Origin of the sequence: Sanguibacter antarcticus (assembly GCF_002564005.1) — a bacterium.
Lineage (GTDB): Bacteria > Actinomycetota > Actinomycetes > Actinomycetales > Cellulomonadaceae > Sanguibacter > Sanguibacter antarcticus.
Genome location: NZ_PDJG01000001.1, coordinates 3260841 through 3286953, shown reverse-complemented (window position 1 = coordinate 3286953; position 26113 = coordinate 3260841). Strand labels below are relative to the sequence as shown.

The window sequence follows — 26113 nt, the reverse complement described above, 5'->3', positions numbered from 1 at the left end:
CCTAGGGGATGTGCGAGGGGACGACGACCAGGTGAACCTGGTCGCACCCACCGGCGACGCGGTCGAGAAGGCCGCCGGGCATGGACAGCTCCGCCGTGTCGGCGGGCGCGTCGATGACCACGACGATATCGGTGAAACGCCGCGAACCCTCAATCCCGGCCGCGACGTTGTGCGCGTGACGCAGCCCTGGACCGTCGCTCGGGGCGTCGTGGGCCGGGAACGTGAGCGTCGTCCGGATCGCGTACCCCGGGTCGTCGACCGCGAGGACGGGCGACCGCGTGGTCGTCGAGTAGCGGACGCTCGCGACGCCGCCACCAGCCGGACGCAGCCGCTCGGTGAGCGCGAGCCCGACCTGCAGCGGTGCGTACATGAGCTCTTCGAAGCCGAGCACGAGGACGTTGTCGCCGCGGAGCGCAGGCACGATGTCGAGCGCCACCCGGTCGGCTGCGGCCGCGAGCGGCCCCTCGTCGGACGGGCTGAAACCGTGCCTGGCACCGTCACGCACGCCGTCTCCCCACCCGGCGGCACGCCGCACGGGACGCGAGGCCTGGTCGTCGGCAGCAGGCGTCTGCGTGGCTTCAGAGCCTGCCGCAGCGGGAACCAGGACCGGGACCTCGGTGAGCACGCGCTCCGCCCGCACGAGGACGTCGTCCGGCAGCGCGATCGTCCCCGATGCGAGCGCCACGACGTCGATCTGCGTCCCGAGCTCGACCGCGAGGTCGGCGAACAGCGCACGGTCGGCGTCGGAGCGCAGGTCGATGAGCGCGGCGACGACGTACCTGCTGCGCGGGTGCGCCTCGTGGAGGGCCCGGACGGTGTTGAGCACGGTCCTGCCTGTCGAGATCTCGTCGTCCACGAGCACGAGCGTGTCGGCGTCGTCGAGAAAGTGCGGGTCCTGCGGGAGGAGGAGGTGCTCCGTCGCGTGGGAGTGCTCCTCGGCGAACCCAGCGGCCGGGGCGACCCCGTCGACAGCACGGCGCGTGGAGTGCAGGGAAGGGACGTCGAGCGCAGCGGCGACGCAGTGGCCCAGAGCCGTCGCGGTCTCGGCGTACCCGACGACGACCGTCGACGGCCCGGTCACGTCCGCGGACGCCCGGAGGGACCCGACAGCGTCGAGGAAGGCTGCGGGGGCGACCCCGTCGACGGCTGCCAGCGCCGCACGCAAGGAGTCGGCGACCCCGGCTGCGCGGGCGCTCGTCCCGACGCACCGGACGTCTGCGAGCGCGTCCGACACGAGGAACCCGAGGAGCAGCCCTGCGCCGTAGACAATCCGTGGATCGGTCGGCACGTGCTTGCCGAGCACGGTCGAGACGAGCAGGTGCGCGCGACGGGGGTTGCGCCGGATCGCGAGACCGACAAGCTCGTCGAGCTCGATCCCGATGGTCGAGGCGGTGGTCCGCACGCTCACGCCGAGCCTGTCGGTCACCCACGTGCCGGTCCAGGGAGACGGTGTGCCGAGTGTCGCGGGGCTCACGCGATGTCGCTCGCGCTGAGCACGTCGACGTAGCTCGTCTCCTCGCGGGCCACACCGAAGACCTTCGCGCGGCGGACCAGCTGCTCGGCCCATGCGCGGTGCGGCTTGCTCTCGTTCATCTTGTTCCGGTACCCCGACGCCTTGGCACCGCCGCGCTCGGCCTCGAGGATGTCGCACGCGTCGACGTACTCCTCGTGGGACACGACAGACAGCGCGTGCACCGCGGTCACGTGCGACGGGTGGATGACAGTCTTGCCGGTCAGACCGTTCGCCTGGTCGAGGACGATCTCGCGGATGAGCCCGTCGAGGTCGGCGTCGATCATGCGCAGGCGCAGCGGGCGCTCGTCGTGCTCCGCGAAGGGCGTCTCGCGCAGCTGCGGCTTGAAGATGCGCTCGTGCTGGGCGAAGTACTCCCACACCGGTCCGGTGATGACGAAGCCTGACTCGTCTGCTCGTCCGAGGACGTTGACGATGTCCGAGATCACCTCGGCGATGACGTGGACGTGGTAGATCGTCAGCTCGCGGGTGCGCCGGAGCCCGTACGCGGAGGAGAGGTCGGTCGCGCCGATCCGGACCGCGAGGATCGACTCCCGATACTTCTGGAGCACCGTCTGGATCCCCTGGAGCGCGCCCGTCCGGGTCTCGCGGAACGCGAGCTCCGGCGACTCGAGCACGGGCATCGCGTAGAGGCGCCGACCAGCGAGGACGCTCGCTGCCTCGATCGCCTCGAGGTACTCGACCGCGGTCTCCTCGAGGAACTTCGGGATGACGAAGCCGGAGAGCACGCGCAGGTGCTCTCCGAGGCCTTCGGTGATGAAGGCGATCTGGCCGGCGTTACGCACGCGGACGAAGACGAGCGGGCCGTTGGCGCCGGACTTGGCGTACGCGCGCAGCTGGGCGACGGCGTTGCGCTCGGCGAACGGCACCTCGTGGTCGGCGATCGAGTCCTCGAGGCAGACGACGAACGAGATGACTCCGTGCGCGGCGCGCTTGGCGATGTCCTGCGCGAGGTTCGGCCGGGTCGCGGGGCTGTACAAGGTTGCACCGAGCGCCATCGCGAGCACACGCGGATCGCTGTCGACCGTGAAGTGCTCAGGCGCACGGAAGAACAGCCGATCGATCTCGGCGTCGCTCAGATAGTCGAAATGACGCATCTTTCCGGGGCTCCCTGCAGAAGAGGACTCTCGTGGGGGACGAGACTTCCTGGCGCTCACTCCGTCGGGGCGCAGTTCAAGATAACGGACACGGTGCCCGTTTGGTGCACTGCACGGATGGGTAGTTGTCCCCGCCACGCCGGTCGAGACGGCCGGGCGCGACGGCTCTGGAACTATGGGTCCATGACGCAGATGACCAAGGGCTCGAACATCCCTCTGACCGCGACACATATCCGAGCAGACCTCGTGTGGGACACCAGCGCAGGGACCCCGGACGTCGATGCTTCAGCGCTGCTGCTGACTCCCGACGGCACGGTCCGCTCCGACGATGACTTCGTGTTCTTCAACCAACCGAACCATGCCTCGGGAGCCGTCCGCAAGCTGCCCAAGCAGCCCTCGGCCGGCGGCGTGCGCGACTCGCTCGAGGTGGATCTCTCCCGGGTGGAGCCCGGTATCGAGCGGATCGTCCTCGGGGCATCTGCCGACGGCGGCACCTTCGGGGCCGTGCGCGGGCTGCACGTCGTCCTCACCGACCTCGCCTCGAACCAGGTGCTCGCCCGCTACGACGTCACCGACGCCACGACCGAGACCGCGTTTCTCTCCGGCGAGCTGTACCGCCGGGCAGGGCAGTGGAAGTTCCGGGCCGTGGGCCAGGGCTACGCCTCCGGGCTCGCCGGCCTCGCGACCGACTTCGGCATCACTGTGGACGACGCACCCGCGCCGCCGCCACCGCCCGCCCCTGTCGCCAGCGCCGCGAGCACCCCGACGTCCTACGTCCGACCCGCACGCGCTACCCCACCGGCAGTTCCTGCTGCTCCTGCTGCTCCTGCGCCGTCGTACGTCCGTGCCACGCCGCCACCCTCGCTGCCGCCGTCCGCGCCCGTCTACGGCGCCCCGCTCACGCCTCCGGCTCCGCCTGCCCCGGCCTACGGGACCGCGGCCCCGATCCCCGGCTATGCCCCGCCGCCCTCGGGCCCGCCTGCTGTCCCGGCAGGCGCCGGCACGCCGGTCAACCTCGACAAGGGCCGGGTGAGCCTCCAGAAGCGTCAGCGGGTCAGCCTCGCCAAGACGGGCGCCCCTGCCCTGTCGCGGGTGCAGCTCGGCCTCGGGTGGGACCCTGCGCAGGGCGGTCGCAACATCGACCTCGACGCGTCGGCCATCGCCCTCGGCGCGAACGGCAAGGATGTCGACAAGGCCTGGTTCATGAGCAAGAAGGCCTGTGGTGGCGCGATCCGCCACATGGGCGACAACCTCACCGGCCAGGGAGACGGCGACGACGAGGTCATCCAGGTGGACCTCTCGGCCATGCCGAAGACGGTCGCTGCCGTGGTCTTCACCATCAACTCGTTCGCGGGCCACAAGTTCACCGAGGTGAAGAACGCGTACTGCCGCCTGCTCGACAGCACCACGGGGGCCGAGCTCGTCCGCTTCGACCTCACCGAGTCGAAGGCGAGCACCGGAGTGTTCATGTGCGTGCTGCGTCGCGGCTCCGCCGACGTGTGGGAGATGGAGGGGCTCGGCGAGTTCCACGACGGAAAGACCGTCAAGGCGATGGTCGGCTCCTCCGCGCAGTTCGTGTCCAGCGGCGGCTACTGACCGCTCCCGGACGCACGACGGCCCGGGCACGAAGGTTGTCACCTTCGTGCCCGGGCCGTCGCGCTTGGTGCGGCCGTGCGGACCGCAGAGCGGCGATGCCTACAGGTGCGGGAGCACCGCAGGCAGGAGCTGCTCGAACGTCCTGCCCGTCGCGGCTGCACCGATGGCGGTCATCGCCCACCCCGAGCCTTCGCGGGTCACCTTCGCCATGATCTGAGCGTTGTGCGTCCCGGAGCCCGAGAGGTCGTAGCGAGCGATCTCGCTGTTGTCCGACTCGTCGACGAGACGGCAGAACGCGCTCTCGATCTGCGTGAAGTCCTGACCGGTGAACGAGTTCACCGTGAAGACGAGGGTCGTCACCGCTGCCGGGACCCGGGTGAGGTCGACGATGATCGACTCGTCGTCGCCGTCGCCCGCGCCCGTCCGGTTGTCGCCGGTGTGCAGCACCGATCCGTCATGGCTCGCCAGCTGGTTGAACCACACGACGTCGACGAGGGCGTTGGTCGCGTCGAACAGGAGCCCCGACGCGTCGAGGTCGATCTCCTGCTCCTTCTTGCCGAAGAAGCCCTTCTTCTTCATCGCGTCCCAGCCCAGACCCATGCGGACACGGGTGAGCGTCGGTCCGCTGGACTTCGTGAGAGAGAGCTTCTGACCCTTGGACAGGTTCACTGACATGCGGTGGTCCTTTCGACGTCGCCCGGTGCCCGGGCGTCACGGTGGTGCATGGTGGGGCGCTGCGAGCGTCAGACCTCGACGGTCTCCGTCGTACCTGCGGGAAGAGCGTCGTCGCGCTCTCCCTGCTCGTCGAGCCCGTGGAGCTTGCGGTAGCGCAGCGACGACAAGAACGACGCGCCGATGAAGACCACGCCGACGAGACCGGTGATGATCTCGTCGATGTGCACCCTGATCGAGACGAGGAGGATCGCGGCCAGCGCACCGATCGCCCAGTGGGCGCCGTGCTCGAGGAAGACGTACTCCGCGAGGGTGCCCTTCTTCACGAGGAAGACGGTGATGGACCGGACGAACATCGCGCCGATGAAGCCGAGGCCGAGCGCGATGATCACGGGGTCCGGCGTGATCGCGAACGCCCCGATCACTCCGTCGAACGAGAAGGATGCGTCGAGGACCTCGAGGTAGAGGAAGAGGAAGAAGCCGGCCTTACCGGTGGCCTTGGCCAGCTCGGTCGGTCCGCTGGAGCCCGCCTTCGCCGCGACGCCGTCGGTGACGCTCTCGTCATCGTCGCTGGGCACGCTGAAGAGGCTGCCCAGCCCGTTGACCGCGATATAGGTGAGCATGCCGAGCACGCCGGAGAGCAGCACGATGTGCGGGTCGTCTGCGAGCAGCTCGGCAGCGAGCAGGAGCATCACGCCGGCGACGACGACGGAGAGGTTGTCGAGCTTGCCCACGCGGGCGAGCGGTCGCTCGATCCACGAGAGCCAGCTGATCTCACGCGTCTCGAAGATGAAGTCGAGGAACAGCATGAGCAGGAACAGCCCACCGAATGCCGCGATCTGCGGGTGCGCTGCGGTGAGCGCGTAGCCGTACGTGCCGGGGACGTCAGGGTCGCCCTTCTCCATCGCGAGCTGGAGCGCCTCGATCGGGCCGAGGTCCGCCGTGATGCTGACGATCACGAGCGGGAACACGAGCCGCATGCCGAAGACAGCGATGAGGATGCCGACCGTGAGGAAGATCTTCTGCCAGTACGCAGACATCTTCTCGAGGATCTTGGCGTTGACCACGGCGTTGTCGAAGGAGAGCGAGACCTCGAGGACCCCGAGGATCAGGCACAGGACGAACGCAGTCCATCCGCCATAGAGGAAAGCGGTGATCAGTGCGACGGCGGTGACGCCGAGCGACCAGCCGAACGTGCGGAGAAACATGCGGTTCCTTGTCTAGGTGATGCTGAGCCGGCGGAGAGCGGAACAGAGGTGCAGCACGACGGCCCAGGGGTGATCGTTCTTCCCCCGGGCCGCCGATGACGATGTGAGACTGATCAGACGTTCACGCCGAAGTCGCGAGCGATACCGGTGAGACCCTCTGCATAGCCCTGACCCACAGCGCGGAACTTCCAGTCTGCGCCGTTGCGGTAGAGCTCGCCGAAGACCATGGCGGTCTCGGTCGAGGCGTCCTCGCTGAGGTCGTAGCGCGCGAGCTCTGCGCCGCCGGCCTGGTTGATGACGCGGATGAACGCGTTGCGGACCTGGCCGAAGCTCTGCTGGCGCGTGGCCGCGTCGTAGATCGAGACGGGGAAGACGATCTTGTCGACCTCGGCCGGGACAGCCGCGAGGTTGACGGTGATCTGCTCGTCGTCGCCGTCGCCCTCGCCGGTCGTGTTGTCACCCGTGTGCTGGACGGAACCGTCGGCGCTGGTGAGGTTGTTGAAGAAGACGAAGTGACCGTCCGAGAGGACGCGTCCGTCGGCGCCGGCGAGGATCGCGCTGGCGTCGAGGTCGAAGTCGGCTCCGGTCGTGGAACGGATGTCCCACCCGAGGCCGACGGTGACGGCGGTCAGGCCCGGCGCCTCTTTGGTGAGCGAGACGTTTCCGCCCTTGGTCAGACTGACTCCCACGAGTACTCCATAGGCTCAGGACGAGAGCTCGCGCTCCCGCCGGTTTCGATGGTCTGCTGCGATGAGGCAACGGCCCGACTATAACGCGCCAGACCCCTGCGGGAAGGGGGAGAAGGTCGGCAGATCATGGGGAGGTCTCCCCAGGCTCCGGGAGCCTGGGAGATGCTCGACGTGCGCGGCTCCCCCTCGGGCATGCCTGCAGGCAGGCACGGGGTGAATCGATTAGGGACTTGGACTTCACCCGCTCTGCCCGTACGGTCGTCGCCATGCTGACTCACCCGCGCCCAGCGCACCTGCGCCTCACCGTCGTCACGTTCGCCGCCGCACTGGCACTCACGTCCTGCTCAGCCGACGAGCCGGACCCCGGTGTCGCTGCAGCAGGCGACCTCACGGAAGCCTCGCTGGAGATCACCGGTGGTGCCTACGCGCTCACGATCCTGACCGGTGACACCGAGGGCGAGCTCTTCCGCGTCGAGTCCCCCACAGACGGGCTCGAGACTGCCCCGACCGAGCTGGGCCCGGGCCGGTACGACCTCGACTTCTCCTTCGGTGACAGCGCCACCGACAGCGAGGTGACCGTCTACCTCGACCCCGACATCCTGTGGGACCTCGACCTCAGCGGCGGTGCCAACACGCTCACGGCTGACCTCTCGGACGCCCGCGTCGCCTCGATCGACCTGCAGACTGGTGTCGCCACGTTCGACCTCACGCTCCCCGAGCCCGAGTCCGAGGTCGCGATCACCCAGTCCGGCGGCCTCTCGGAGTTCGCCGTGCACCTTCCTGCCGACGCCGGGGCCCACGTGAGCTTCTCCGGCGGCTTCGGGGCCGCCACCGTAGACGGTGAGACGCTCGAGCCCGGACCGACCGGAGAAGCCATGGCCGGCGATGTCTCCGGGAACCACTACATCATCACGAACACCGGTGGCCTCTCGGCCTTCACGCTGGACCGCACGAGCTGAGCCGTCGTGTCTCGCGCCTGGTGCTCCTGCGGAGTCTCGCTTTGACCCGCAGGCGCGCCGGGCGCACCCTGGGTGGGTGAACGACGACGACGTACGACGTCAGCAGGCCAACTGGTTCCTCGGGGGGACGCTGCTCGTCGTGTCTACCGCCGCGGGCCTCGCTCTCTCGCTCGCGCGGGCCGAGAGGCTCTTCATCCTCGCGGGCTTCACGGTGGGCGTCCTTGCCTGCTGGGCGGTGAACCGCTTCATGCGGTAGCGCTCACGACCAGGCCCGGTAGCGACACGCTGCGCCGACCGGGCGACCCCACGGGGCGGTCAGCCCACGGCGTCGAGCAGCCGAGCCCACACGTCGCGCGGCCCTGGGAGCGCGGAGACGATCGAGCCCGCGTGCTCCGCACGGGCTCCCGGCGCCCCGGAGCGGGCCGTCCCGAGCACCGCGAGCGTCCCCTCGGGGAGCCGAGCAGCACGCCCCGGCCCGGTCCCCAGCCACGCTGCAGCCCGCGCCGGTGCCGCAGCGAAATCGACGACCTCGAGGCTGACGTGACCGTGGCCGTGCTCGGCCGACCCGTACATCACGCTCTGCAGCGGCGGCAGGGTCGCCCGCACGACGGCCCACCCGTCGAGCCTGTCGATCGTCATCACCGCGAGCGCCCCAGAGCCACCCCGCGGGCCGACGTGCTGCACCGTCTCGACGGGCCAGACGGTCAACGCTGCGCGGGCGTCGGGGCGCGAGACGGCCCGGCGGACGTACCCACCGAGCGGCGTCGCCACCCCGCGCTCGTCGACGAGACCGGCCGCCAGCGGCTCAGGTCGCCAGCGCGCCGCGATCTTGTAGGAGCCGGTGATGAACACGTCGAGCACGTCGGCCGCGATCCACGTGCGTGGCAGCACGTAGGCGAGCGGGAGCTCAGCCATGGCACGAGCCGTCGCCCGCGGCGACGCCGTGTCTGGTGGCTGCGGCTCGACCGTCCCGGAGCCTGGCACAGGCTGCGCGGGTGCGGTCAAGGAGCCGAGGGCGGCGTCCACGTCCGCGCCGAGCGCCTGTTGGTGCGCGACCGGGACGGACGCGGTCACCCGGAGCAGGCCAGACCCGAGCGAGACGAGGACCGTCGACACCACGAGCGGGGTCGACACGTCGTGGTGCGCGACGTCTACCCGGATCCCGTCGACCGCCCCCTCCGCATTCCGTGAGGCCCACGGGACGCAGTCGAGGAGCCACGCGTGCGGGTCGTCGGCGCGCGCGTCGGCGACCAGGTCGCGGACCACGGCATCGAGCGAGCGGTGCGCCACCAGGCCGTGGCGCTCGACAGTCTCGATGCTCAACCGCGCTGCGACGGCACGCCCGGTGACGTCGGCGCGCGCGACAGGCCCCTCGCAGGCGACGGCACCGACGTCGTCGACGACCTGCCAGCCGGGAGGGACCACGATGCTCGCACCCGACGCACCGTGGCGGAGGCGCCCGCGCGAGCGGTCGTCGCTCACCGGCTCGGCGCTCGCTCCGACGGGCAGGCCGTCCGCACGGCTCAGACGTCGATGCGGCGCGGCCCGGCCTGCCAGGCGTCCCAGGCAGACTGGAGGATCTCGTCGAGGCCTGCCTCCGCGTGCCATCCGAAGACGGTGTTGATCCGCTCGGGGGACCCGACGAGCTGGGGCGGGTCGCCGGCACGGCGTGCCTCGATCTCGGGCACGACCGTCAGCCCGCTCACACGGGCCAGCCCGTCGAGGACCTCCTTGACCGACGAGCCGGTCCCGGTGCCGACGTTGAACACGTCGAACGGGCGCTCGGTGCCGACGAGGTACTCGAGCGCAGCGATGTGCGCCTTCGCGAGATCGAGGACGTGGATGTAGTCGCGGATGCACGTGCCGTCGGCGGTCGGGTAGTCGTCTCCGAAGATCTTCGGTGCGTCGCCGCGCTCGATGCGGTCGAGGACCATCGGGACGAGGTTGAGCACGGCGGGGTCACCGAGGTCGTCCCATCCCGAGCCCGCGACGTTGAAGTAGCGCAGGGCGACGAACTTCAGGCCCCACGCGTGGGCGGCTGCGCGTCCGAGCCACTCGCCGATGAGCTTGGTCTCGCCGTACGGGTTGATCGGCTCGGCATGGAGCTTCTCGTCGACGACCGAGACGGGCGGCATGCCGTACGTGGCCGCCGACGACGAGAAGACGAGGCGGTCGACGCCCGCGTCCTCCATCGCTCCGACGACGTTCGCGAGCCCGGTGACGTTCTGCTGGTAGTAGTACACGGGCCGTGCGACCGACTCGCCCACCTGCTTGCGTGCCGCGAAGTGGATCACCGCGTCGACCTGGTGCTCGCGGAGCGCTTCCGCGATCCGTGCCTGCGCTCCCTCGCCCGCGACGTCCAGCTCGATGAGCGTGGCGTCGCCGATCCGGCCCGCTGCTCCCGTGCTCAGATCGTCGACGACGACGACCGTGTCCCCCCGCTGCTGCAGCAACCGCACCACGTGCGCACCGATGTACCCAGCTCCACCTGTCACAAGAATCGTCATGACCCGAGGCTACTCGGATCGCACCGATCGGGCGGGCTGCCGGGCGACACGCGGGCCTGCCAGACGAGAGGGGCCTAGGCCCAGCCGAGCTCGTGCAGCCGGTCGTCGTCGATCCCGAAGTGGTGGGCGATCTCGTGGATCACGGTGACGGCGACCTCGTCGACCACCTCGTCGGTCGTCTCGCAGATCGCGAGCGTCGGGTTGCGGAAGATGGTGATGCGGTCCGGGAGCGCGCCCGCCGCCCATCCGCCGTCACGTTCGGTGAGCGGGACGCCCTCGTAGAGGCCGAGGAGCTCCGGGTCGTCCTCCGGTGCGTCGTCCTCGACGAGGATCACGACGTTGTCCATCGTCGCTGCGAGCTCTGGCGGCACACGGTCGAGCGCGTCGCCCACCGCGTCCTCGAAGTCCTCGCGAGACATGTCCACCATGAGCCCATCCTCCTCTACCGGCACCCCTGCTCGTGCATCACCACACGGGCGCGTGACCTGGAGTTTTGCCAACTCCGCGGCCCAGACCATATGATGTGCGAGGTCTTTGACAGCTCGATCCGTCCTAGACCGGGCCCCCATCGTTTAGCGGCCTAGGACGCCGCCCTTTCACGGCGGTAGCACGGGTTCGAATCCCGTTGGGGGTACGGGCAGCCGGACGATGTCTGGGTGTCGAACAAAGTGGGGTACGCTCTTCCAGGTTCGCCGCAAGGACTGAATCGTGAAGAAAATGTTTGATCCTTGGTCACAGTGTGACTCAAGGCCCCGTAGCGCAGTTGGTTAGCGCGCCGCCCTGTCACGGCGGAGGTCGCGGGTTCAAGTCCCGTCGGGGTCGCTTGTCAACGGATGCCCGGTCAGAATCTGGCCGGGCGTTCGTCGCAAGGCTCTGTAGCTCAGTTGGTAGAGCGTTCGACTGAAAATCGAAAGGTCACCGGATCGACGCCGGTCGGAGCCACCACCAGCACCACATGATTCACCACACAAGAGCCCTGTTCGGTCAGCCGAACAGGGCTCTTGTGCTCCCCCGACGGACGGTGCGGAGTGCACACCACAGGGCTCTCCGATTGCCACCTGGGCCTCCTGACGGTTGAGTGGTCCCCAGGGACCGGCCCCGCGTGCGCGGGACCACAAGGAACAGCCCTACGGTGCGGCACGGGGCAGCGCACCATCGACGCCGTGCCGGCGGACGCATCACGCGGACCGTCGAGCACACTGCACGTGGATCACATCTGACGACGTGTGCAACGACCATGGAAAGGTGTGATGAGGATGACCGACCGGAACGAAGGGCTCCCTGACGGCCAGAAGGGCGGGCCGTCGATCGGCACGCTCATCAGCCAGATGACGGACTCTGCCACGCGGCTGATCAAGGCCGAGATCGCGTCGGCCAAGGCAGAGATGACCGAGAAGGCGAAGAACGCCGGCATCGGCATCGGACTGTTCGTCGGCGCGGGCCTCTTGGCCCTCTACGGGCTCGGGTTCCTGCTGCACTCCGCGATGGAAGGGTTGGCGAACGTCGTCCCGATGTGGCTCGCGGCGCTCATCGTGGGCCTGGTCCTCATGATCCTTGCGGCGACGCTCGCGCTCGTCGGCAAGAAGCTGCTGGCGCGCGGCCTGCCTCCGCAGCCCACCCACGCGGTGAAGAGCGTCCAGCGTGACATCGCCGCAGTCAAGGAGGGGATCTCCTCATGAGCACGACCGACCGTTCAGAGCTCGAGGCCGAGATCACCGTCGCACGAGCACAGCTCGCAGCGACCGTCGACGAGCTCGCCGCTCGACTGAGCCCCAAGGCCCTCGCCGCCGAGGCCAGGTCGACCACCAAGCAGGCCGCGAACGACGCAGGAGCGTTCCTCACGGGCAACGGGCTCCCCGTCGGCCCCGCGAGCCGTGCACGCAACGCCAAGGTCCTCCTGGGGGCGGTGGCGGGCGTGGTCGTCATCGTCGCCCTGGTCATCGTCAAGCGCCGCTAGTCATGAACGACAGAAGGGGCCGACCCGTTCGGGTCGGCCCCTTCTGTCGTGGGGTGGTGCGTCGTGCGGGAGGGTCACGCGCCTCGGCGCGCGCTCAGCTCGTCCTCGACGACGACACCGGAGTTCGCGAGGAGGCCCTTGACCTCGACCTCGCGGTAACGGCGGTGTCCACCGAGCGTACGGATGGAGGAGAGCTTCCCGGCCTTGGCCCAGCGGGTGACCGTCTTCGGGTCCACGCGGAACAGGCTGGCCACCTCTGCGGGGGTCAGCAGGACTTCGGGCTCTCCACGGTTGACTGTCATGATGTACCTCTTTCTGGCAACTGCCTGGTTCCGGGGGGGTCGGAACTGTGCGATCAGATCGTTGCGCTTTCATCCATTATCCCAGTACGGGCGATTCGTACACAGCCAAAACCGGGGTGAAAAGCGGGTGAAAACGGCACATGTTTCACTCAGGGGACACCCAGACTCTGCCCAGGAGACGTAGATCACCCCCGCAAGGGGCGTAGATGACCAGTCCTTGCACCGTCTGAGTAGTCCTAGGCCGCGCGGAGCATGTACCGTTGACCCACGAACAGACGAAACTTACCCCGGGGCCGCGCGTCTGAGAACGTTGCCGCCCCGCTTCTACGTTGAGGGGGGTCGGAGCCATGGGCCGCGGCCGTCAAAAGGCAAAGCAGACCAAGGTCGCTCGGGATCTGAAGTACTGGAGTCCTGACACGAACTACAAGGCTCTCGAGCAAGAGCTCACTGGTCATAGCCAAACCGATGTAGTGACGGACACTCGCCACGTTGCGAGCAGATCCGACGACACGGATGACTGGGACCGCTATGCGGACCGGCCCGACGAGCGTTGACGAGTCCTCGCCGACGCTCTCTTGAGACACCTCTCTGACGACTCAGCGCACCCGACCACCGGTCTGGTGCGCTGAGTCGTGTCAGGCCGAGCACCTCTGAGCCTGAGCAGGTCTGAGGGCAAGCTGGTCTGAAGGGTCAAGAGTCTTCAGCGTGCGCGGGACGGCTCGCTTCTCAGCGCCCGCACGGCACCCGGACCGCGCCCCGCACGCTCCAGGATCAGACCCGGTACTCGCCGACGAGGCAGACTGCTCCCCCGTCGACGCCCTTCGAGCCACGGACGATCCCGGCGCCCTGGGCACCGTCGTCCACCGCCACCGTGCCGAGCACCCAGGCGGGCAGGCCGAGCGCGGCGAGACGCGCGAGAGCCGCGTCCGCACCGGCCGCACCGACGACAGCCACCATGCCGACGCCCAGGTTGAGCGTGTTCTCCAGGTCGCTCCACGGCACCCCGCCGAGCCCCCTGACCACGTCGAAGACGGCCGGGACGGCCCAGCTGCCACGATCGACGGTCGCGCTGAGGCCGACGGGCAGGACCCGTGCGAGGTTCGCGGCCAGCCCACCACCGGTGACGTGCGAGAAGGCGTGCACCTGAGCCGACTCGTCGCGCGCGAGAGCGAGGCAGTCGCTCGCATAGACGCGCGTCGGCTCGAGGAGCTCTTCGCCGAGCGTGCGCGAGAACTCCGGCACGTCTCGGTCGAGGGCCCAGCCGGCGCGCGCGACGACCGCCCGCACGAGCGAGTACCCGTTCGAGTGCAGGCCAGAAGATCCCAGCGCGATGACGACGTCGCCGTCGACCACCTTGTCGGGGCCGAGGAGCGCAGACGCCTCGACGACACCGACGGCGGCACCTGCCACGTCGTACTCGCCCGGCGCAAGAAGGCCAGGGTGCTCTGCGGTCTCGCCGCCGACGAGAGCGGTCCCTGCGACCTCGCACGCTGCAGCGATCCCCCGGACGATGTCCGCGATCCGCTCGGGCACGACCTTCCCGGTGGCGATGTAGTCCGTCATGACGAGCGGCTGCGCACCGCACACGACGATGTCGTCGACGACCATGCCGACGAGGTCGAACCCGATGGTGTCGTGGATGTCGAGCGCCTGGGCGATCGCGACCTTGGTACCGACGCCGTCGGTGGACGAGGCGAGCAACGGGCGCTCGTAGGCCTTGAGCATGCTCACGTCGAACAGCCCGGCGAACCCGCCGACGCCCCCGAGGACGTTGGGGCCGTGCGTCCGCGCGACCGCCGTCTTCATGAGCTCGACGGCACGGTCGCCCGCTGCGGTGTCCACTCCAGCGGCGGCGTAGGTGAGGCCATCAGACACGTGAGTTCACTCCAGGTTGAGAGATCGAGCAGGTGGGCGTGCGGTCAGGGCTGGGCGAGCGCCGTCGAGCCGCCGGCCGCCACCGTGAGCGACGTGAGTCCGTCCTCCGGTGCGCCGAGGGGCAGCTCGGCCTGCTCGAGGAGGTGCTTGCCGAGCTGGTCGGCATCCGGCAGGTCGATCGGGTACGCGCCGGTGAAGCAGGCGCTGCACAGCTGAGACGCTGGCTGCTCCGTCGCGGCGATCATGCCCTCCTCGGAGATGTAGCCGAGGGAGTCTGCTCCGAGCGACTTGCCGACCTCGTCCGGGCCGAGGCCGTTCGCGATGAGCTCGGCGCGCGACGCGAAGTCGATCCCGTAGTAGCAGGGCCACCGGACGGGCGGCGAGCTGATGCGGACGTGGATCTCTGCGGCGCCTGCCTCGCGCAGCATGCGGATGAGCGCGCGCTGCGTGTTGCCGCGCACGATCGAGTCGTCGACGACGACGAGCCGCTTGCCCTTGATGACCTCGCGGAGCGGGTTGAGCTTGAGCCGGATACCGAGCTGGCGCAAGGTGTCCGACGGCTGGATGAACGTCCGACCGACGTACGCGTTCTTCGTGAGCCCCTGGCCGAACGGGATGCCGGACTCCTGAGCGAAGCCGACCGCCGCCGGTGTGCCTGACTCCGGGACCGGGATGACGAGGTCGGCCTCGACCGGGTGCTCGCGGGCGAGCTGGCGTCCCATCTCCAGGCGTGCGGAGTGGACGGACCGTCCGTTGATCGAGGTGTCGGGGCGCGCGAGATACACGTACTCGAACACGCAGCCGGCACGCTTCGGCTCGGCGAACTTCTGCGACCGCAGACCGTCGGCATCGATGGCGACGAGCTCGCCCGGCTCGATCTCACGGACGAAGCTCGCACCGACGATGTCGAGGGCGGGCGTCTCGCTCGCGACGACCCAGCCGCGGTCGAGACGGCCGAGGACGAGCGGGCGGACTCCTTGCGGGTCGCGTGCGGCGTAGAGCGTGCGCTCGTCCATGAAGACGAGGCTGAAGGCTCCTCGCAGCTTCGGGAGGACCTCCATCGCGGTCTGCTCGAGCGTGTGGTCCGGGTCGCCGGCAAGGAGCGCGGTGACGAGCGCGGTGTCGGTCGTGTTGCCACGGGCCAGCTCACCGCGACGCTGTGCGCCGTACCGCTCGGCGACGAGGTCGACGAGCTCGGCGGAGTTCACGAGGTTGCCGTTGTGCCCGAGCGCGATGGTGCCGGACGAGGTCGCACCGAGCGTCGGCTGAGCGTTCTCCCAGGTCACGCCACCGGTCGTCGAGTACCGGCAGTGCCCGACCGCGATGTGCCCGGTGAGGGCGTTGAGCGCGGTCTCGTTGAAGACCTGGGAGACGAGTCCCATGTCCTTGTAGACGAGGATCTGCTCACCGTTGCTGGTGGCGATACCTGCCGATTCTTGACCTCGGTGCTGCAGCGCGTACAGACCGAAGTATGCGAGTTTTGCGACCTCTTCGCCAGGTGCCCAGACACCGAAGACGCCACAGGCGTCTTGCGGTCCCTTTTCACCGGCCATGAGGTCGTGATTGAGAAGTCCATCTCCACGGGGGGCCACCCCTCAAGTGTGGCACAGGGCGTCCGGGGGCTCGCGCGGGGATCCGGAGGACGGACGTCGCGCGACGCACCGGCCCGCGGCGCAGGCCGCCGGGGCCAGGATCAGCGGGTGGAGCGACCGGTGGAGCGACGGTCCGCGAGGATCGCCAGCAGCCCGGCGACGAGCGTCGTGACGAGCGTGGTGCTCAGGACGACGACGAGCACGTAGATCCACCGGTTGATCATGCCGGGGTCGGAGACCCACACCCCGAGGGCGATGCCCACGACGATCCCGACGAGGGCGCCCGTCCAGAAGAATGCCCCGTACCGCGGAGCACGGCGCAGGCGTGCCGGCCGAGCGCTGGACTCGAGCGCCGCGAGATCTGCGACGTCCGCGGGTCGGGCGTCGGTCGGGGCGGGGGCGACGGAGTCGGTGCCGCTCGCTGGGACGTCGGGCTCAGGGATGGTCACGAGCGGAGTCTATCGGCGGGCCGAGGACCCCGCACCGGAGCCGGTCCGCGTCGTGTCCGCTACATTCGCCGGGACGACGACGGAGGAGACCACATGCAGCTCGTACGGGGCGCGAACGGCCCGCTCACCAGCCCGGCACTGACGATCACCGTGTCCGGGGCCCGCACCGGCACGGTCGACCTCATGGCCTTCCAGCTCACCGACGACGGGCGGGTGCGCGGCGGTCACGACTTCGTCTTCTTCAACCAGCCGCAGTCGGTCGAGGGCGGGGTCCGGCTCACTGCCGGGGACGCGCTCGCGCTCGACCTGCGCGCCGTCCCGCCAGAGGTCACGACCATCGCCGTCGCGGTCGCTCTCGACGCGTCGATCGACGGACCGCTCGCGGGCATCAGCGCGCTGAGCGTGCAGGTCGAGCAGGTGGGCGAGGCGACGATCGACTGCCCCGTGGCGGGCCTGACGACCGAGCGCGCGGTCGTGCTGCTCGAGGTCTACCGGCGCGCCGGCGCCTGGAAGGTGCGCAACGTCGGTGCGGGCTGGGACGGCGGTCTCGACGACCTCGTGCGGGAGCACGGGGTGAGCGTCGACGACGAGCCCGCGCCCGCTGCCGCCGTCGCTCCTGCCGTCGCTCCTGCCGCCGCTGCGGCTGCGCCCGTGCCTGGGAGCCGCCTCTCGCTCGAGAAGCGCCAGGTGCTCGACCTCCGCAAGAAGGAGGTGCACAAGGTCCTCCTCACGAAACGCGCGGAGAGCGTCCGTGCGCGCGTGGTGCTCGTCCTCGACAAGACCGGGTCGATGCGCAAGCAGTACAACCTCCGCGTGGTCCACCGGGTGGTCGAGCGCATGGTGCCCGTCGCCCTGCAGCTCGATGACGACGGCACGCTCGAGACCTACCTCTACGCGCGGTCCTTCCTGCGGCTCCCGGACCTCACGGCCGACGAGCTCGACACCTGGCCGCAGACGTACCTGCACCTTGCGGGGACGCACGGGGGCATGGACTACGACTCGATCGGTCACGGCAACGACGAACCTCCGATCATCTCGGAGATCCTCCGGACGCTCCGCCACGGCGACCCGGTGCCCACGCTCGTCCTGTTCTTCACCGACGGCGGGTTCTCCAAGCGCAAGGAGATCACCGCGCTCGTCCGCGAGGCGTCGAGCCTGCCCGCGTTCTGGCAGTTCGTCGGCGTCGGCCGGGCGAACTACGGGCTCCTCACGGCCCTCGACGAGCTCGAGGGCCGGGTCGTCGACAACGTCGGCTTCTTCGAGCTCGACGACATCGACTCGGTGTCCGACGCCGAGCTGTATGCCCGGCTGCTCGGGGAGTTCCCGGACTGGCTGCGCGCCGCCCGGACCGCTCAGATCGTGTCCTGAGACGCCACGCGCCGCCCAGGCTGCCGGTATCACCGGCGAGCCTGGACGGCGCGTGATCGAGCTGTCAGGTGCTCAAGGCCTCAAGGCCTCAGAAGAACCACGGCCAGAAGTTCCCGGACGTCTTGCTGTAGCTCGAGCGGTACTCCTGCGACGCAGGCATCTCGTTGATCGTCGCCGTGGCGGTGATCGTCGCTGTGCCCGCTGCGATGCTGCCTCGCTGGGTGAAGTGCGCGACAGCCGTCTGACGAGAGCGGACGGAGTTGAACGTCGCGTTCCCCACCGGGGTGCTCACTGCCACCTTGACGGTCGCCCGCTCGAGGTTCGTCGCCGTCACGATGACGTGCGTCGTCGAGAAGAGCTTGAACGACACCGCGTGGGTGATCATCTTCACGCCCTGGACGGGTGCCACCGCGTTGACGGTGAGAGGCACCCGGACCGTCGTCCCCGACGGCGCACCGACGAGATAGACGCCGTACTCGCCGGCAACGGTCCCGGCAGGCACGGTGACCGTGATCGATGCCGCCCCGGCGCTCACGGCCGTGGCGGCAAGGGGGTTGGCTGTCGGGTCGAACACCGTCCCGGCCGGCACGAGGTACGCGGAGAGCGTGGTGTTGGCCGGAGCCCCGAGCGACGTGAGGTCGAGCTTCGCGACGTCGACCGTGACCGATGCTCCCGCATCGACGGTGCCCGGGAGAGCACCAGCCTGCACGCCACGGCGAGCAAAGCTCGGCGTGAGCGGCGAGTTGTCCTCGATGTAGGAGATCCACGCGTCACGGTCGATGAGACCAGAGTCCCGAGCGTCCGTGCCGTCGACGAACGCCGTGAAGTTGTCGCCGCCGGTCGCGAGGAAGGAGAACGTCGCGATCCGGTACTCCTGCGCCGGGTCGATCGCCTCACCGTTCACGGTGACCGACGTGATGCGCTCGCCGGTCGCCAGCGCCGGGTCGTAGGTGTACGACACGTTGTCGGAGAGCCCGAGGTTGAGGAACGGACGCGAGCTGCCCTCGGGCTGCCACTGCTGCTCGAGGAGCGTCGTGAACTGCGCACCCGTGAGCGTCAGGGACCAGAGGTTGTTGACGAACGGCAGGACCGCGTTCGCCTCGGCGTACGTGATGACGCCGTCGTCGCCCTCGAGCAGGTCGGCGCGCAGGCCGCCTGGGTTCACCACGCCGATCTCGGCACCGCCACGTTCGGCGGGCTCGAGGGTGTCCCGGAGCGAGTTCGCCACGAGGTTGCCGAGGGTGGACTCCGACGAGCGGTCGTCACGGCTGCCGTCGAGGTACGCGGTGGTGATGTCCGCGGTGACAGAGCCGACCGGCTCGTTGCCGATGACGGCCGCGTCAGCGATCGCCTGGTCGACGATCGTCTTGACCTCTGCGACGCGCGGGTACGCGGCGACGAGGTCGGCGGCCGGGGTCGCCGTGCGGGCGACGTTCTGGACCGTGTAGGCGAGGACGTCGAACGACTCGGGGTCGACGGTCAGGGTGACCTGGCCGATGTTCGCGCCGTAGCTGCCCGTCTGGATGATCGGGCGGGTCTCGCCGGGCTCTCCCGGGACAGGTGCGTCCCAGGCGTACTGCTTGTGGGTGTGGCCCGTGAAGATGGCGTCGACGCGAGCGTCGGTGTCGTTGACGATGTGGGCGAAGGTGCCGCCTGCGGCGACCTCTTCCTCGATCGTCGCGCCGTCCGGTGTGCCGAGAGACGCGCCCTCGTGGAGGAGCGCGACGATGACCTCGGCCTCGCCGTTGCTCTCGTCACCGTCAGACAGCTGGGCGGTGACGCGGTTGATGGCCTCGACGGGGTCTCCGAAGTCGAGGTCGGCGATCCCGGCAGGGGTCACGAGCGCGGGGGTCTCTTCGGTGAGGGTACCGATGACACCGACGCGCACGCCGTCGACCGTGAGGACGTCGTACTCGGGCAGCGCCGCGTTCGTCGTCCCCTTGTCGTAGACGTTGGCGCCGAGGTAAGCCCAGTCGGCTGCGTCGGTGACGCGACCGGTGAGGTCCGCGAAGCCCTTGTCGAACTCGTGGTTGCCCGCGGCCGAGGACGCGAGCTCGAGCGCGTTGAGCACGTCGATCGTCGGCTGGTCGTCCTGCGACGCGGACGCGAAGACCGATGCGCCGATGTTGTCGCCGACCGAGAGGAACGCCGTGCCGTCAGGGTTTGCTGCGCGGAGCTCTTCGACGGTCCCGGCAAAGTTCACCGTGTTGCTGTCGATCCGGCCGTGGAAGTCGTTGATGCCGAGCAGGTTGAGCTCGATCGACTCCGGGGTGGTCGCGATGCCGACGACCGCGGGGTCGTGGTCGCTCGACCGGAACGGCGTCTCGTCGTAGAGGATCGACGCGTTGTAGTTGTAGCGGCTGTACTCGTTCGCGATGGGCTCGACCGAGTTGATGTTCCAGATGTCGACACCGGTGACGACCTCCGTCGCGGCTGCTGACCCGAAGACGTGGTCGAGCGATCCGACATAGCCGCTGAAGAGGTAGGTGTGCTCACCGGTCGTGGCCGTGAGGTTGGTATACCCCGCGTCCGCGAGGACGACGAGCGGGTCCTCCTGGGTGTAGGAGTTGAAGTCTCCGACGAGGAAGACGCGGTCCGTGCCGGAGGCCGCGACCTGGGCGTCGGCGAAGGAGACGAGCGCAGTGGCCTGAGCGACGCGGGAAGCGTTGGACGCTCCCTGGCCGTCGCCCTGGTCGGCGTCGTCGCCCGTGCCGGAGCCCTTCGACTTGAAGTGGTTCGCGATGACCGTGAAGGCACGCGAGACGTCCGAGCCGACCGGGGTGAAGGTCTGCGCGAGCGGCTGGCGGGCGTTGACGAACGCCGGGTCGTCGAAGATCTCCGAGTCGCCGAGCGTCTGCACACTAGCGGTCCGGTAGATGAACGCGGTCCGGATGACGTCCTCGTCGGCAGGCAGCACGGCCGGCGACGGGACGTAGGCCCAGACGTCGGAGCCGGAGGCCGCGTTGAGGGCGGTCACGAGGTTAGAGAGCGCGTCGTCCCGGTCCTTGCCGAAGACGGCCGAGTTCTCGATCTCCTCGAGGGACACCACGTCGGCGTCCAGAGCGTTGATCGCCGCGACGATCTTCGTCTCCTGACGGTCGAGGTTCTCCTGCGTCGCGGCGCCGCGAGCGTCGCAGCCACCGCTGACCGTGAGGGGTGCTCCCGAGCGGTCGGTGTAGTAGGTGCAGCCGGTGAGCTCATCGCCGGTCGTCGTGAAGTAGTTGAGGACGTTGAACGTTCCCAGGCGGACGTCACCGCCGACGTCTTCCGGCGCGGGGGTGCGGGTGTCGGCGAAGGTCGTCGGCTGGACCGATGCGGCCACGTCCGGGGTCAGCTGCGTGAGCGGCTGGAAGGACCATGCCGAGTACCGGTAGTCGAGGACGACCGGGGTGACGAACGTGGTCGCAGCCCCGACGCGCACCGGCGCGCCGCCCGTGAGGTACGGGAGGGCCAGCGACTTGTTGGCCGTCGAGTTGAAGTTCGTCGTCGCACCGTCGTCGAGGACGACCTCGCGTGCGTCGCGGTCGGTCTCTGCGGCGGTGGCCTCGGCGCTCCCCGGGCGTCCGACGTCGGTCGGCTGGAGGAACGGCGTGGTCCCGGACGCGAGGGAGAGCGAGCCGTAGTAGTTCGTGGAGTAGTTGTCCGCGACGACGTAGTCGCCGGCGGGCTGGACGAGCATGCCCTCGAGCGACTCGCGCTCGGCGTCGGCCGCGGGGAACGCGACGTTCGCAGGCTTCGCGACCTCGACGGCCTCGTCGACGACGGCGAACGCCGTGGCAGAGATCTGCGTGAGGGAGTAGTACTCGCTCACGGTCCCGGTGATCTCGACATACTGGCCGACCTGGAGGCCTGCCGCGGCATCGGCGGAGTAGACGAAGATCCCGTCGGACTGCGCGTGCGTCGAGAGGTCGATGTCACCGCCGGTCCCGGGGGTCTGGATGTAGAGGCCGTTGTAGCCTCCGGTCGGGAACGTCGCGGTGACGACGCCTCGCGTGGTCACCGTCTGCCCGACGAGGGGGCTCGCGTCGCCTGCGCCCTGGATGTCGGCGATCGGTGTGACGGTCCCCGCGGGCGGGTCGGTCGGCTCGACGGTCGGGTCCGTCGTCGGGTCTGTCGTCGGATCCGTGGTCGGGTCCGTGGTGGGGTCGGTGGTCGGGTCTGTCGTCGGCTCAGGATCGGGGTCGACGCCGGCCGCGTTCTGCGGGGTGACGGTCTCCAGCAGCGTGAAGTCCGCCGCGTTGTCGTCGGTGTCGACGAACCCGGTGCGGTTGAGCGAGAGCGGGACGTTGTTCGCGGACGGCGCCGTGGCTGGCGCGGTCTCGAAGGTGTTGGACGTCCCGTATCCGAGGAGGTCGACCACGAGGGCGTCACCGACGACCGACCCGGTCGGCAGCGTGATGGCGGCAGGAGCCGCGACGAGCGCGAGCGTGCCTGTCGTGCCCGAGGTGTTGAGTGCCGGCGCGACGAGGTCAGGCGTCGGCAGCGCGGCACCGTTCGTGCCGTTGGAGCCGCCGGAGACGAGGAAGTACCCGCCGGCAGCGATCGTCCCGGACAGCGCCGCGGTGCTGCTCGACGCTGCGGTCCCGGTCGCGGACCGGTACTGGAGCGACCAGCCGCTCAGGTCGATCGGTGCGCTCGTGGGGTTGTAGAGCTCGACGAACTTCGTCGAGAAGAGCGCGTTGGCGCTCCCCCCGCTGAGGTAGGCCTCGTTGATGACGACCGACGAGCCGTCGACCGCCGTGGCGACCGATCCGGGAAGGGCCGCAGGGACGAGGGCTTGCGCCGTCACCGCCGGGCCGAGGACGAGTACGCCGGAGAGCGCCGCAGCAACGGCACCCCTCCGTCGTAAGCTGTGCAGCTTGATACCAGATAACACGCTTGCTCCTTCTTCGGTGCGACGTCAGCGCGCACAGTCGGCACGAGCTGCCCGGTCACCGTTGACCGTCGCTCGCATCCAACCTGAGGCTCATGAACGCCTGGTGACAACCAAGGCAAATCCCATTGAACTCGCTCGACGGTAATGACACACTTCGTCAGAAGGAACACTTGAGCGCCACAAGTTACCAAGCGGTAACAATCGGGCGTACCACTTTGACGTGGAGTCGTTCCGCGGCTGGCTAGCGCGCTCGGGTCGCCTGGAGCGGCAAGAGCGCAGAGATGTCGGAGCGCTCGCCCGACGCGCTGACTCGCCCGTCGTGCACCGCGCCGGACCAGCCGATCGCACCGGTAGCGAGGCCGAGCCACGTCTCTGGGTCGGTCTCGACGACGTTCGGCGGCGTCCCCCGTGTATGGCGCGGTCCTTCCACGCACTGCACGGCCCCCCACGGCGGCACCCTGACCTCGACGGCGTGGCCCGGCGCGACGTCCGCGAGCTCTTCGAGCGTGAACCGGACCGCTGTGGTCACCGCTGCCCGGCTCGCCCCGCCGGACCTCCAGGCTGCCAGTGCCGCCCGCCCGTCGGCCGGATCGGTTCTGCGCCTCGGCGGCACCTAGCCCTGCCCGGGCAGGTCGAACACGATCCTGCGCTGCTCGATCGAGGCTTCGACGAGGCGCACCTCGACGGCCTCCCCGAGCGGGAGCGGCGAGGTCGCGCTGCGCACGACACCCCGGACCGTCGGATCGTCGATGACGACCTGTCCCTTGGTCGGGTCCTTCCCGTCGAGGTCGACGACGACGCCCGCGAAGACCTCGCCGACGCGACCGTCGAGGAGAGCGGCCTCCACGATGTCGATCGCTGCTCGTTCGAAGCCGCCCGCGCGCTGGCCGCTGCGAGACATGGTCTTGGGCAGCGCTCCCATCGCCTCGCGGACCCAGTCCGGCACGTCGGCTGCAGACCCTCCGGCGCACAGGGTCAGGCAGATCTCGGTGCCGTACCGGTCGACGAGGCGACGCAGCGGGGCTGTCACGTGGGCGTACTCGGCCGCGATCGCCGCGTGTTCTGCCCCCTCGGGGACGTCTCCCTCGAACGGGAGGTAGCCGGCGCCACGGAACAACGAGGTCGCCTCGTTGAGAAAGGCTGCGTGCGCCGGCTCAGACGAGTCGAGGCGTGCCAGGAGATCGGCGTACGGCTCCCGCGCCGGCCACGGGATGTGCAGGGCGAGGGAGGTCCGTCGCAGCCGCTCGACGTCTCGCTCGTCGCTCTGCGGGAGCGTGCGGAAGATGCCCATCTTCCCGGCGCGCATGACCCGGGCGGCGGCGATGCCGGTGAGCAGGGAGATCTGAGCGTTCCACCCCTCGACAGGCAGGACCGAGCGCAGCTCGAGCCCGTACGCGCCGTCGGACTCGACCGTGACGTCCTGCTCGGGGACGTCGAGCGAGACCCCGCCGCGCACGCGCTCGATCTCCTCGCGCAAGAGCCCGACGACGCGCAAGAGGTCGAGCACCTCGCCCGCGGAGCCACCGTCGATCGCCTGCTGCGCCTCGTCGTACGTGAAGCGGGCGCGGGAGCGGACCATCCCGCGGCTCACGTGGACGGAGGAGATCTCTCCTCCTGCGGCGAGCTCGATGCGCCAGACGACGGCCGGCCGTTCGGCGTCCGGGAGGAGGCTCGCTGCGCCTTCAGAGAGGACCGGCGGGTGCAGGGGCGTCCGCCCGTCCGGTGCGTAGAACGTCATCCCCCGGGCGCCCGCCTCCTGATCGACGGCGCCTCCGGCGACGACGAAGTGCGCGACGTCGGCGATCGCGTATCGGACGACGAATCCTGCGGCCTCGCCCTGAGGTGCGAGCCCGCGCTCGATGTGGACCGCCTGGTCGAGGTCCATGGAGCCGGGTGGGTCGATCGTCACGAAGGGGATGTCGAGGAGCTCGCGATCGTGGGCGTCGGTGCCACCCGCACCACGGTCGGCAGCCCCCTGCGCCTCGAGGAGCACACCGGGCGGAAAGTCGTCCGGTATGTCCATCTCGTCCCGCAGGTGGGCGAAGGCGGACCGGATCCGCTCAGGCACGGTCGACCCCGGAAGTGCAATGCGCAGGCGTCTGGAGGGCACGAACCGACTCTACGACCAGCGCAGCGGGCCTGTCGCGCGATGTCCTGACCTGCGCACTTGTGACCAGATTGTTACGGCTAGCACAGCTTGAGGAACCCTGCAGACCGTGGAGAGGGTGAAACAGAGGGTTAAAAATGCGGGCGGGTGAAATCTGCGACTCGCCGTCCGGCAAGAGTTCATGTCTAGCGAAGCGCTACCCGCGACGAGACGATCTCCCCCCGTCACCGCGCGGCCCGTCCACAGACAAAAGGACCCCATCGTGCGCACCATTTTGGCCACCCGAGCTGCCGAGCCCACCTCCACGCGGTTCTCCCGCGCCGCGACCGTGCGAGTCTCTGCAGTCGCCACCGCACTCCTCACCGGAACCGCAGCGATCAGCCTCCTCGTCGCACCGGCCGCCGGAGCCGCTGCCCAGTACTCCACCGCGACCAACGCCAACCAGACGGTCTCCACGACCTCGGGCAAGCACGACAACTCGAAGGCAGAGACCCTGACGGTCGCGTGGTTCATGCCGAAGAGCACCGAGAAGAAGGTCTCCTGGCCGCAGGAGCTCGTCGGCACCGTGCCTGACTGTGGCACCGGCTGGTACCAGGTCGACGTCTACCGCTACGACACCAAAGACGAGAAGAAGTTCGTCGACGACTTCATGGCTGACGGCATCCTCACGAGCCCGAAGGAAGATGGCAAGGCGTACCTCAGCCACGAGTTCGTCCAGCCGGTGAACGACGAGGAGACGTGCAACCCGACGCCGGAGACCACGCCTGAGCCGACTCCGGAGCCCACGCCCGAGCCGACCGTGGAGCCGTCCGCTGAGCCGACTCCGGAGCCCACCCCCGAGGAGACCCCCGTCACCGACGAGGTCCCCAACCCCGAGGTCACCGAGACCCCGACCCCTGAGGTCACCGACGAGCCGGTCGTCCCCGAGGAGACCGTCGTGACCGAGCCCGTCTCGGACGTCAGCGACGTCACGGTCGAGGTTCCTGAGCCCACCGTCGTCCCGTCGGTCTCCGGCACCGAGACTGTCGCAGTCGAGGCGCAGGAGGGCGAGCTCGCCCTGACCGGTGCCAAGGTCGGGATGCTCTCCGCACTGGCCGCAGCATTCGTCGCAGCTGGCATCGTCGCCTTCCGGATCAGCCGCCGGGCGCACAACGCCAAGTAGTCCTCTGAGAAGTTCGCTCGAACAGGGATCGCATGAAGTTTTCGGCAGATAATGTCGGAAAGTTCATGCGATTCCCTGTTTCTGCCGTGACTATGTCCTCTTGCGTCTTCATTCCCGGCGCTCGTGCCTCTACCATCGGTTGTCACCCAGGTCATCGGCATCATCG

The 26113-nt window shown here is 69.2% G+C and carries 23 protein-coding genes and 3 tRNA genes; 11 read left to right on the top strand and 15 right to left on the bottom strand.

Annotated elements, in window-relative coordinates:
- Window position 1 precedes the first annotated feature (1 nt).
- Together ATL42_RS16290 and ATL42_RS15020 are read right to left on the bottom strand one after the other, a co-directional pair.
- On the bottom strand, window positions 2-1474 hold the full coding sequence (locus ATL42_RS16290; protein WP_169925448.1) for a phosphoribosyltransferase family protein: 1473 nt from the start codon (window positions 1472-1474) through the stop codon (window positions 2-4).
- Window positions 1471-2628 (bottom strand): HpcH/HpaI aldolase/citrate lyase family protein, encoded by a 1158-nt coding sequence (locus ATL42_RS15020; RefSeq protein WP_098456053.1) that lies wholly within the window; start codon window positions 2626-2628, stop codon window positions 1471-1473. Before ATL42_RS15020 ends, ATL42_RS16290 begins: the two co-directional genes overlap by 4 nt.
- A 183-nt stretch (window positions 2629-2811) precedes the next feature.
- Between ATL42_RS15020 and ATL42_RS15015 the strand changes: the two genes are divergently transcribed.
- Complete coding sequence (locus ATL42_RS15015) at window positions 2812-4224, top strand: TerD family protein (protein WP_211281837.1); 1413 nt, start codon at window positions 2812-2814, stop codon at window positions 4222-4224.
- Between the two features lie 99 nt (window positions 4225-4323).
- On the opposite strand, the gene ATL42_RS15010 is transcribed toward ATL42_RS15015, so the two are convergent.
- From ATL42_RS15010 to ATL42_RS15000, 3 genes are all read right to left on the bottom strand, one after another.
- Entirely contained in the window at window positions 4324-4899 is a 576-nt protein-coding gene (locus ATL42_RS15010; RefSeq protein WP_098456052.1) for a TerD family protein, read from the bottom strand.
- Between the two features lie 68 nt (window positions 4900-4967).
- Window positions 4968-6104 (bottom strand): DUF475 domain-containing protein, encoded by a 1137-nt coding sequence (locus ATL42_RS15005; protein WP_098456051.1) that lies wholly within the window; start codon window positions 6102-6104, stop codon window positions 4968-4970.
- Window positions 6105-6217: 113 nt separating this feature from the next.
- A complete protein-coding gene (locus tag ATL42_RS15000) occupies window positions 6218-6793 on the bottom strand; it encodes a TerD family protein (RefSeq protein ID WP_098456050.1) in 576 nt (191 codons plus the stop codon).
- Window positions 6794-7059: 266 nt separating this feature from the next.
- On the opposite strand from ATL42_RS15000, the gene ATL42_RS14995 reads away from it, so the two are divergent.
- Both ATL42_RS14995 and ATL42_RS14990 read left to right on the top strand, forming a co-directional pair.
- Window positions 7060-7752, top strand: a complete 693-nt coding sequence (locus tag ATL42_RS14995) for a hypothetical protein (RefSeq protein WP_143556786.1) — start codon at window positions 7060-7062, stop codon at window positions 7750-7752.
- A gap of 76 nt (window positions 7753-7828) precedes the next feature.
- Window positions 7829-8008 (top strand): hypothetical protein, encoded by a 180-nt coding sequence (locus tag ATL42_RS14990; protein WP_098456048.1) that lies wholly within the window; start codon window positions 7829-7831, stop codon window positions 8006-8008.
- A gap of 59 nt (window positions 8009-8067) precedes the next feature.
- On the opposite strand, the gene ATL42_RS14985 is transcribed toward ATL42_RS14990, so the two are convergent.
- The 3 genes from ATL42_RS14985 to ATL42_RS14975 all read right to left on the bottom strand — a co-directional run bounded on the left by ATL42_RS14985 (window position 8068) and on the right by ATL42_RS14975 (window position 10687).
- Window positions 8068-9234, bottom strand: coding sequence for a hypothetical protein (locus ATL42_RS14985; protein WP_098456047.1), 1167 nt, complete (start codon window positions 9232-9234; stop codon window positions 8068-8070).
- Window positions 9235-9275: 41 nt separating this feature from the next.
- Window positions 9276-10259, bottom strand: coding sequence for a UDP-glucose 4-epimerase GalE (galE, locus tag ATL42_RS14980; protein WP_098456046.1), 984 nt, complete (start codon window positions 10257-10259; stop codon window positions 9276-9278).
- 74 nt (window positions 10260-10333) lie between these two features.
- Complete coding sequence (locus ATL42_RS14975; RefSeq protein WP_098456045.1) at window positions 10334-10687, bottom strand: metallopeptidase family protein; 354 nt, start codon at window positions 10685-10687, stop codon at window positions 10334-10336.
- 133 nt (window positions 10688-10820) lie between these two features.
- Here ATL42_RS14975 and ATL42_RS14970 point away from each other — a divergent pair.
- The 5 genes from ATL42_RS14970 to ATL42_RS14950 all read left to right on the top strand — a co-directional run bounded on the left by ATL42_RS14970 (window position 10821) and on the right by ATL42_RS14950 (window position 12216).
- A tRNA-Glu gene (locus ATL42_RS14970) sits at window positions 10821-10893 on the top strand.
- A 114-nt stretch (window positions 10894-11007) separates the two neighbouring features.
- Window positions 11008-11081 (top strand) — tRNA-Asp (locus ATL42_RS14965).
- 47 nt (window positions 11082-11128) lie between these two features.
- Window positions 11129-11204, top strand: a tRNA-Phe gene (locus ATL42_RS14960).
- A 311-nt stretch (window positions 11205-11515) separates the two neighbouring features.
- Window positions 11516-11938 carry a phage holin family protein gene (locus tag ATL42_RS14955; RefSeq protein ID WP_098456044.1) on the top strand — a complete coding sequence of 141 codons (423 nt, stop codon included), beginning with the start codon at window positions 11516-11518 and terminating at the stop codon, window positions 11936-11938.
- Window positions 11935-12216 (top strand): DUF3618 domain-containing protein, encoded by a 282-nt coding sequence (locus tag ATL42_RS14950; protein WP_098456043.1) that lies wholly within the window; start codon window positions 11935-11937, stop codon window positions 12214-12216. Before ATL42_RS14955 ends, ATL42_RS14950 begins: the two co-directional genes overlap by 4 nt.
- Window positions 12217-12290: 74 nt before the next feature.
- Here ATL42_RS14950 and ATL42_RS14945 read toward each other — a convergent pair whose 3' ends face one another.
- Complete coding sequence (locus ATL42_RS14945) at window positions 12291-12518, bottom strand: BldC family transcriptional regulator (protein WP_098456042.1); 228 nt, start codon at window positions 12516-12518, stop codon at window positions 12291-12293.
- Window positions 12519-12865: 347 nt separating this feature from the next.
- On the opposite strand from ATL42_RS14945, the gene ATL42_RS14940 reads away from it, so the two are divergent.
- A complete protein-coding gene (locus tag ATL42_RS14940; protein ID WP_098456041.1) occupies window positions 12866-13072 on the top strand; it encodes a DUF3073 domain-containing protein in 207 nt (68 codons plus the stop codon).
- A 217-nt stretch (window positions 13073-13289) separates the two neighbouring features.
- On the opposite strand, the gene purM is transcribed toward ATL42_RS14940, so the two are convergent.
- The 3 genes from purM to ATL42_RS14925 form a co-directional block, all read right to left on the bottom strand.
- Entirely contained in the window at window positions 13290-14393 is a 1104-nt protein-coding gene (gene purM, locus ATL42_RS14935) for a phosphoribosylformylglycinamidine cyclo-ligase (protein WP_098456040.1), read from the bottom strand.
- Window positions 14394-14437: 44 nt separating this feature from the next.
- Window positions 14438-15985: an amidophosphoribosyltransferase gene (purF, locus tag ATL42_RS14930; RefSeq protein WP_098456039.1), complete on the bottom strand. Its 1548-nt coding sequence runs from the start codon at window positions 15983-15985 to the stop codon at window positions 14438-14440.
- Window positions 15986-16086: 101 nt separating this feature from the next.
- Window positions 16087-16434, bottom strand: a complete 348-nt coding sequence (locus tag ATL42_RS14925; RefSeq protein ID WP_098456038.1) for a hypothetical protein — start codon at window positions 16432-16434, stop codon at window positions 16087-16089.
- Window positions 16435-16527: 93 nt separating this feature from the next.
- Here ATL42_RS14925 and ATL42_RS14920 point away from each other — a divergent pair, with 93 nt between their 5' ends.
- The gene (locus ATL42_RS14920; RefSeq protein ID WP_098456037.1) at window positions 16528-17802 is read left to right on the top strand and encodes a VWA domain-containing protein; all 1275 of its coding nucleotides are present in this window, start codon (window positions 16528-16530) and stop codon (window positions 17800-17802) included.
- An 88-nt stretch (window positions 17803-17890) separates the two neighbouring features.
- Here ATL42_RS14920 and ATL42_RS14915 read toward each other — a convergent pair whose 3' ends face one another.
- The 3 genes from ATL42_RS14915 to ATL42_RS14905 form a co-directional block, all read right to left on the bottom strand.
- Window positions 17891-22678 carry an ExeM/NucH family extracellular endonuclease gene (locus ATL42_RS14915; protein WP_245862615.1) on the bottom strand — a complete coding sequence of 1596 codons (4788 nt, stop codon included), beginning with the start codon at window positions 22676-22678 and terminating at the stop codon, window positions 17891-17893.
- A 241-nt stretch (window positions 22679-22919) separates the two neighbouring features.
- The gene (locus tag ATL42_RS14910) at window positions 22920-23291 is read right to left on the bottom strand and encodes a sterol carrier family protein (RefSeq protein ID WP_098456035.1); all 372 of its coding nucleotides are present in this window, start codon (window positions 23289-23291) and stop codon (window positions 22920-22922) included.
- Window positions 23292-24788 (bottom strand): RNB domain-containing ribonuclease, encoded by a 1497-nt coding sequence (locus ATL42_RS14905; RefSeq protein WP_098456034.1) that lies wholly within the window; start codon window positions 24786-24788, stop codon window positions 23292-23294.
- A 259-nt stretch (window positions 24789-25047) separates the two neighbouring features.
- Here ATL42_RS14905 and ATL42_RS16590 point away from each other — a divergent pair, with 259 nt between their 5' ends.
- Complete coding sequence (locus ATL42_RS16590; protein ID WP_211281835.1) at window positions 25048-25947, top strand: hypothetical protein; 900 nt, start codon at window positions 25048-25050, stop codon at window positions 25945-25947.
- The last annotated feature ends 166 nt before the right edge of the window (window positions 25948-26113 follow it).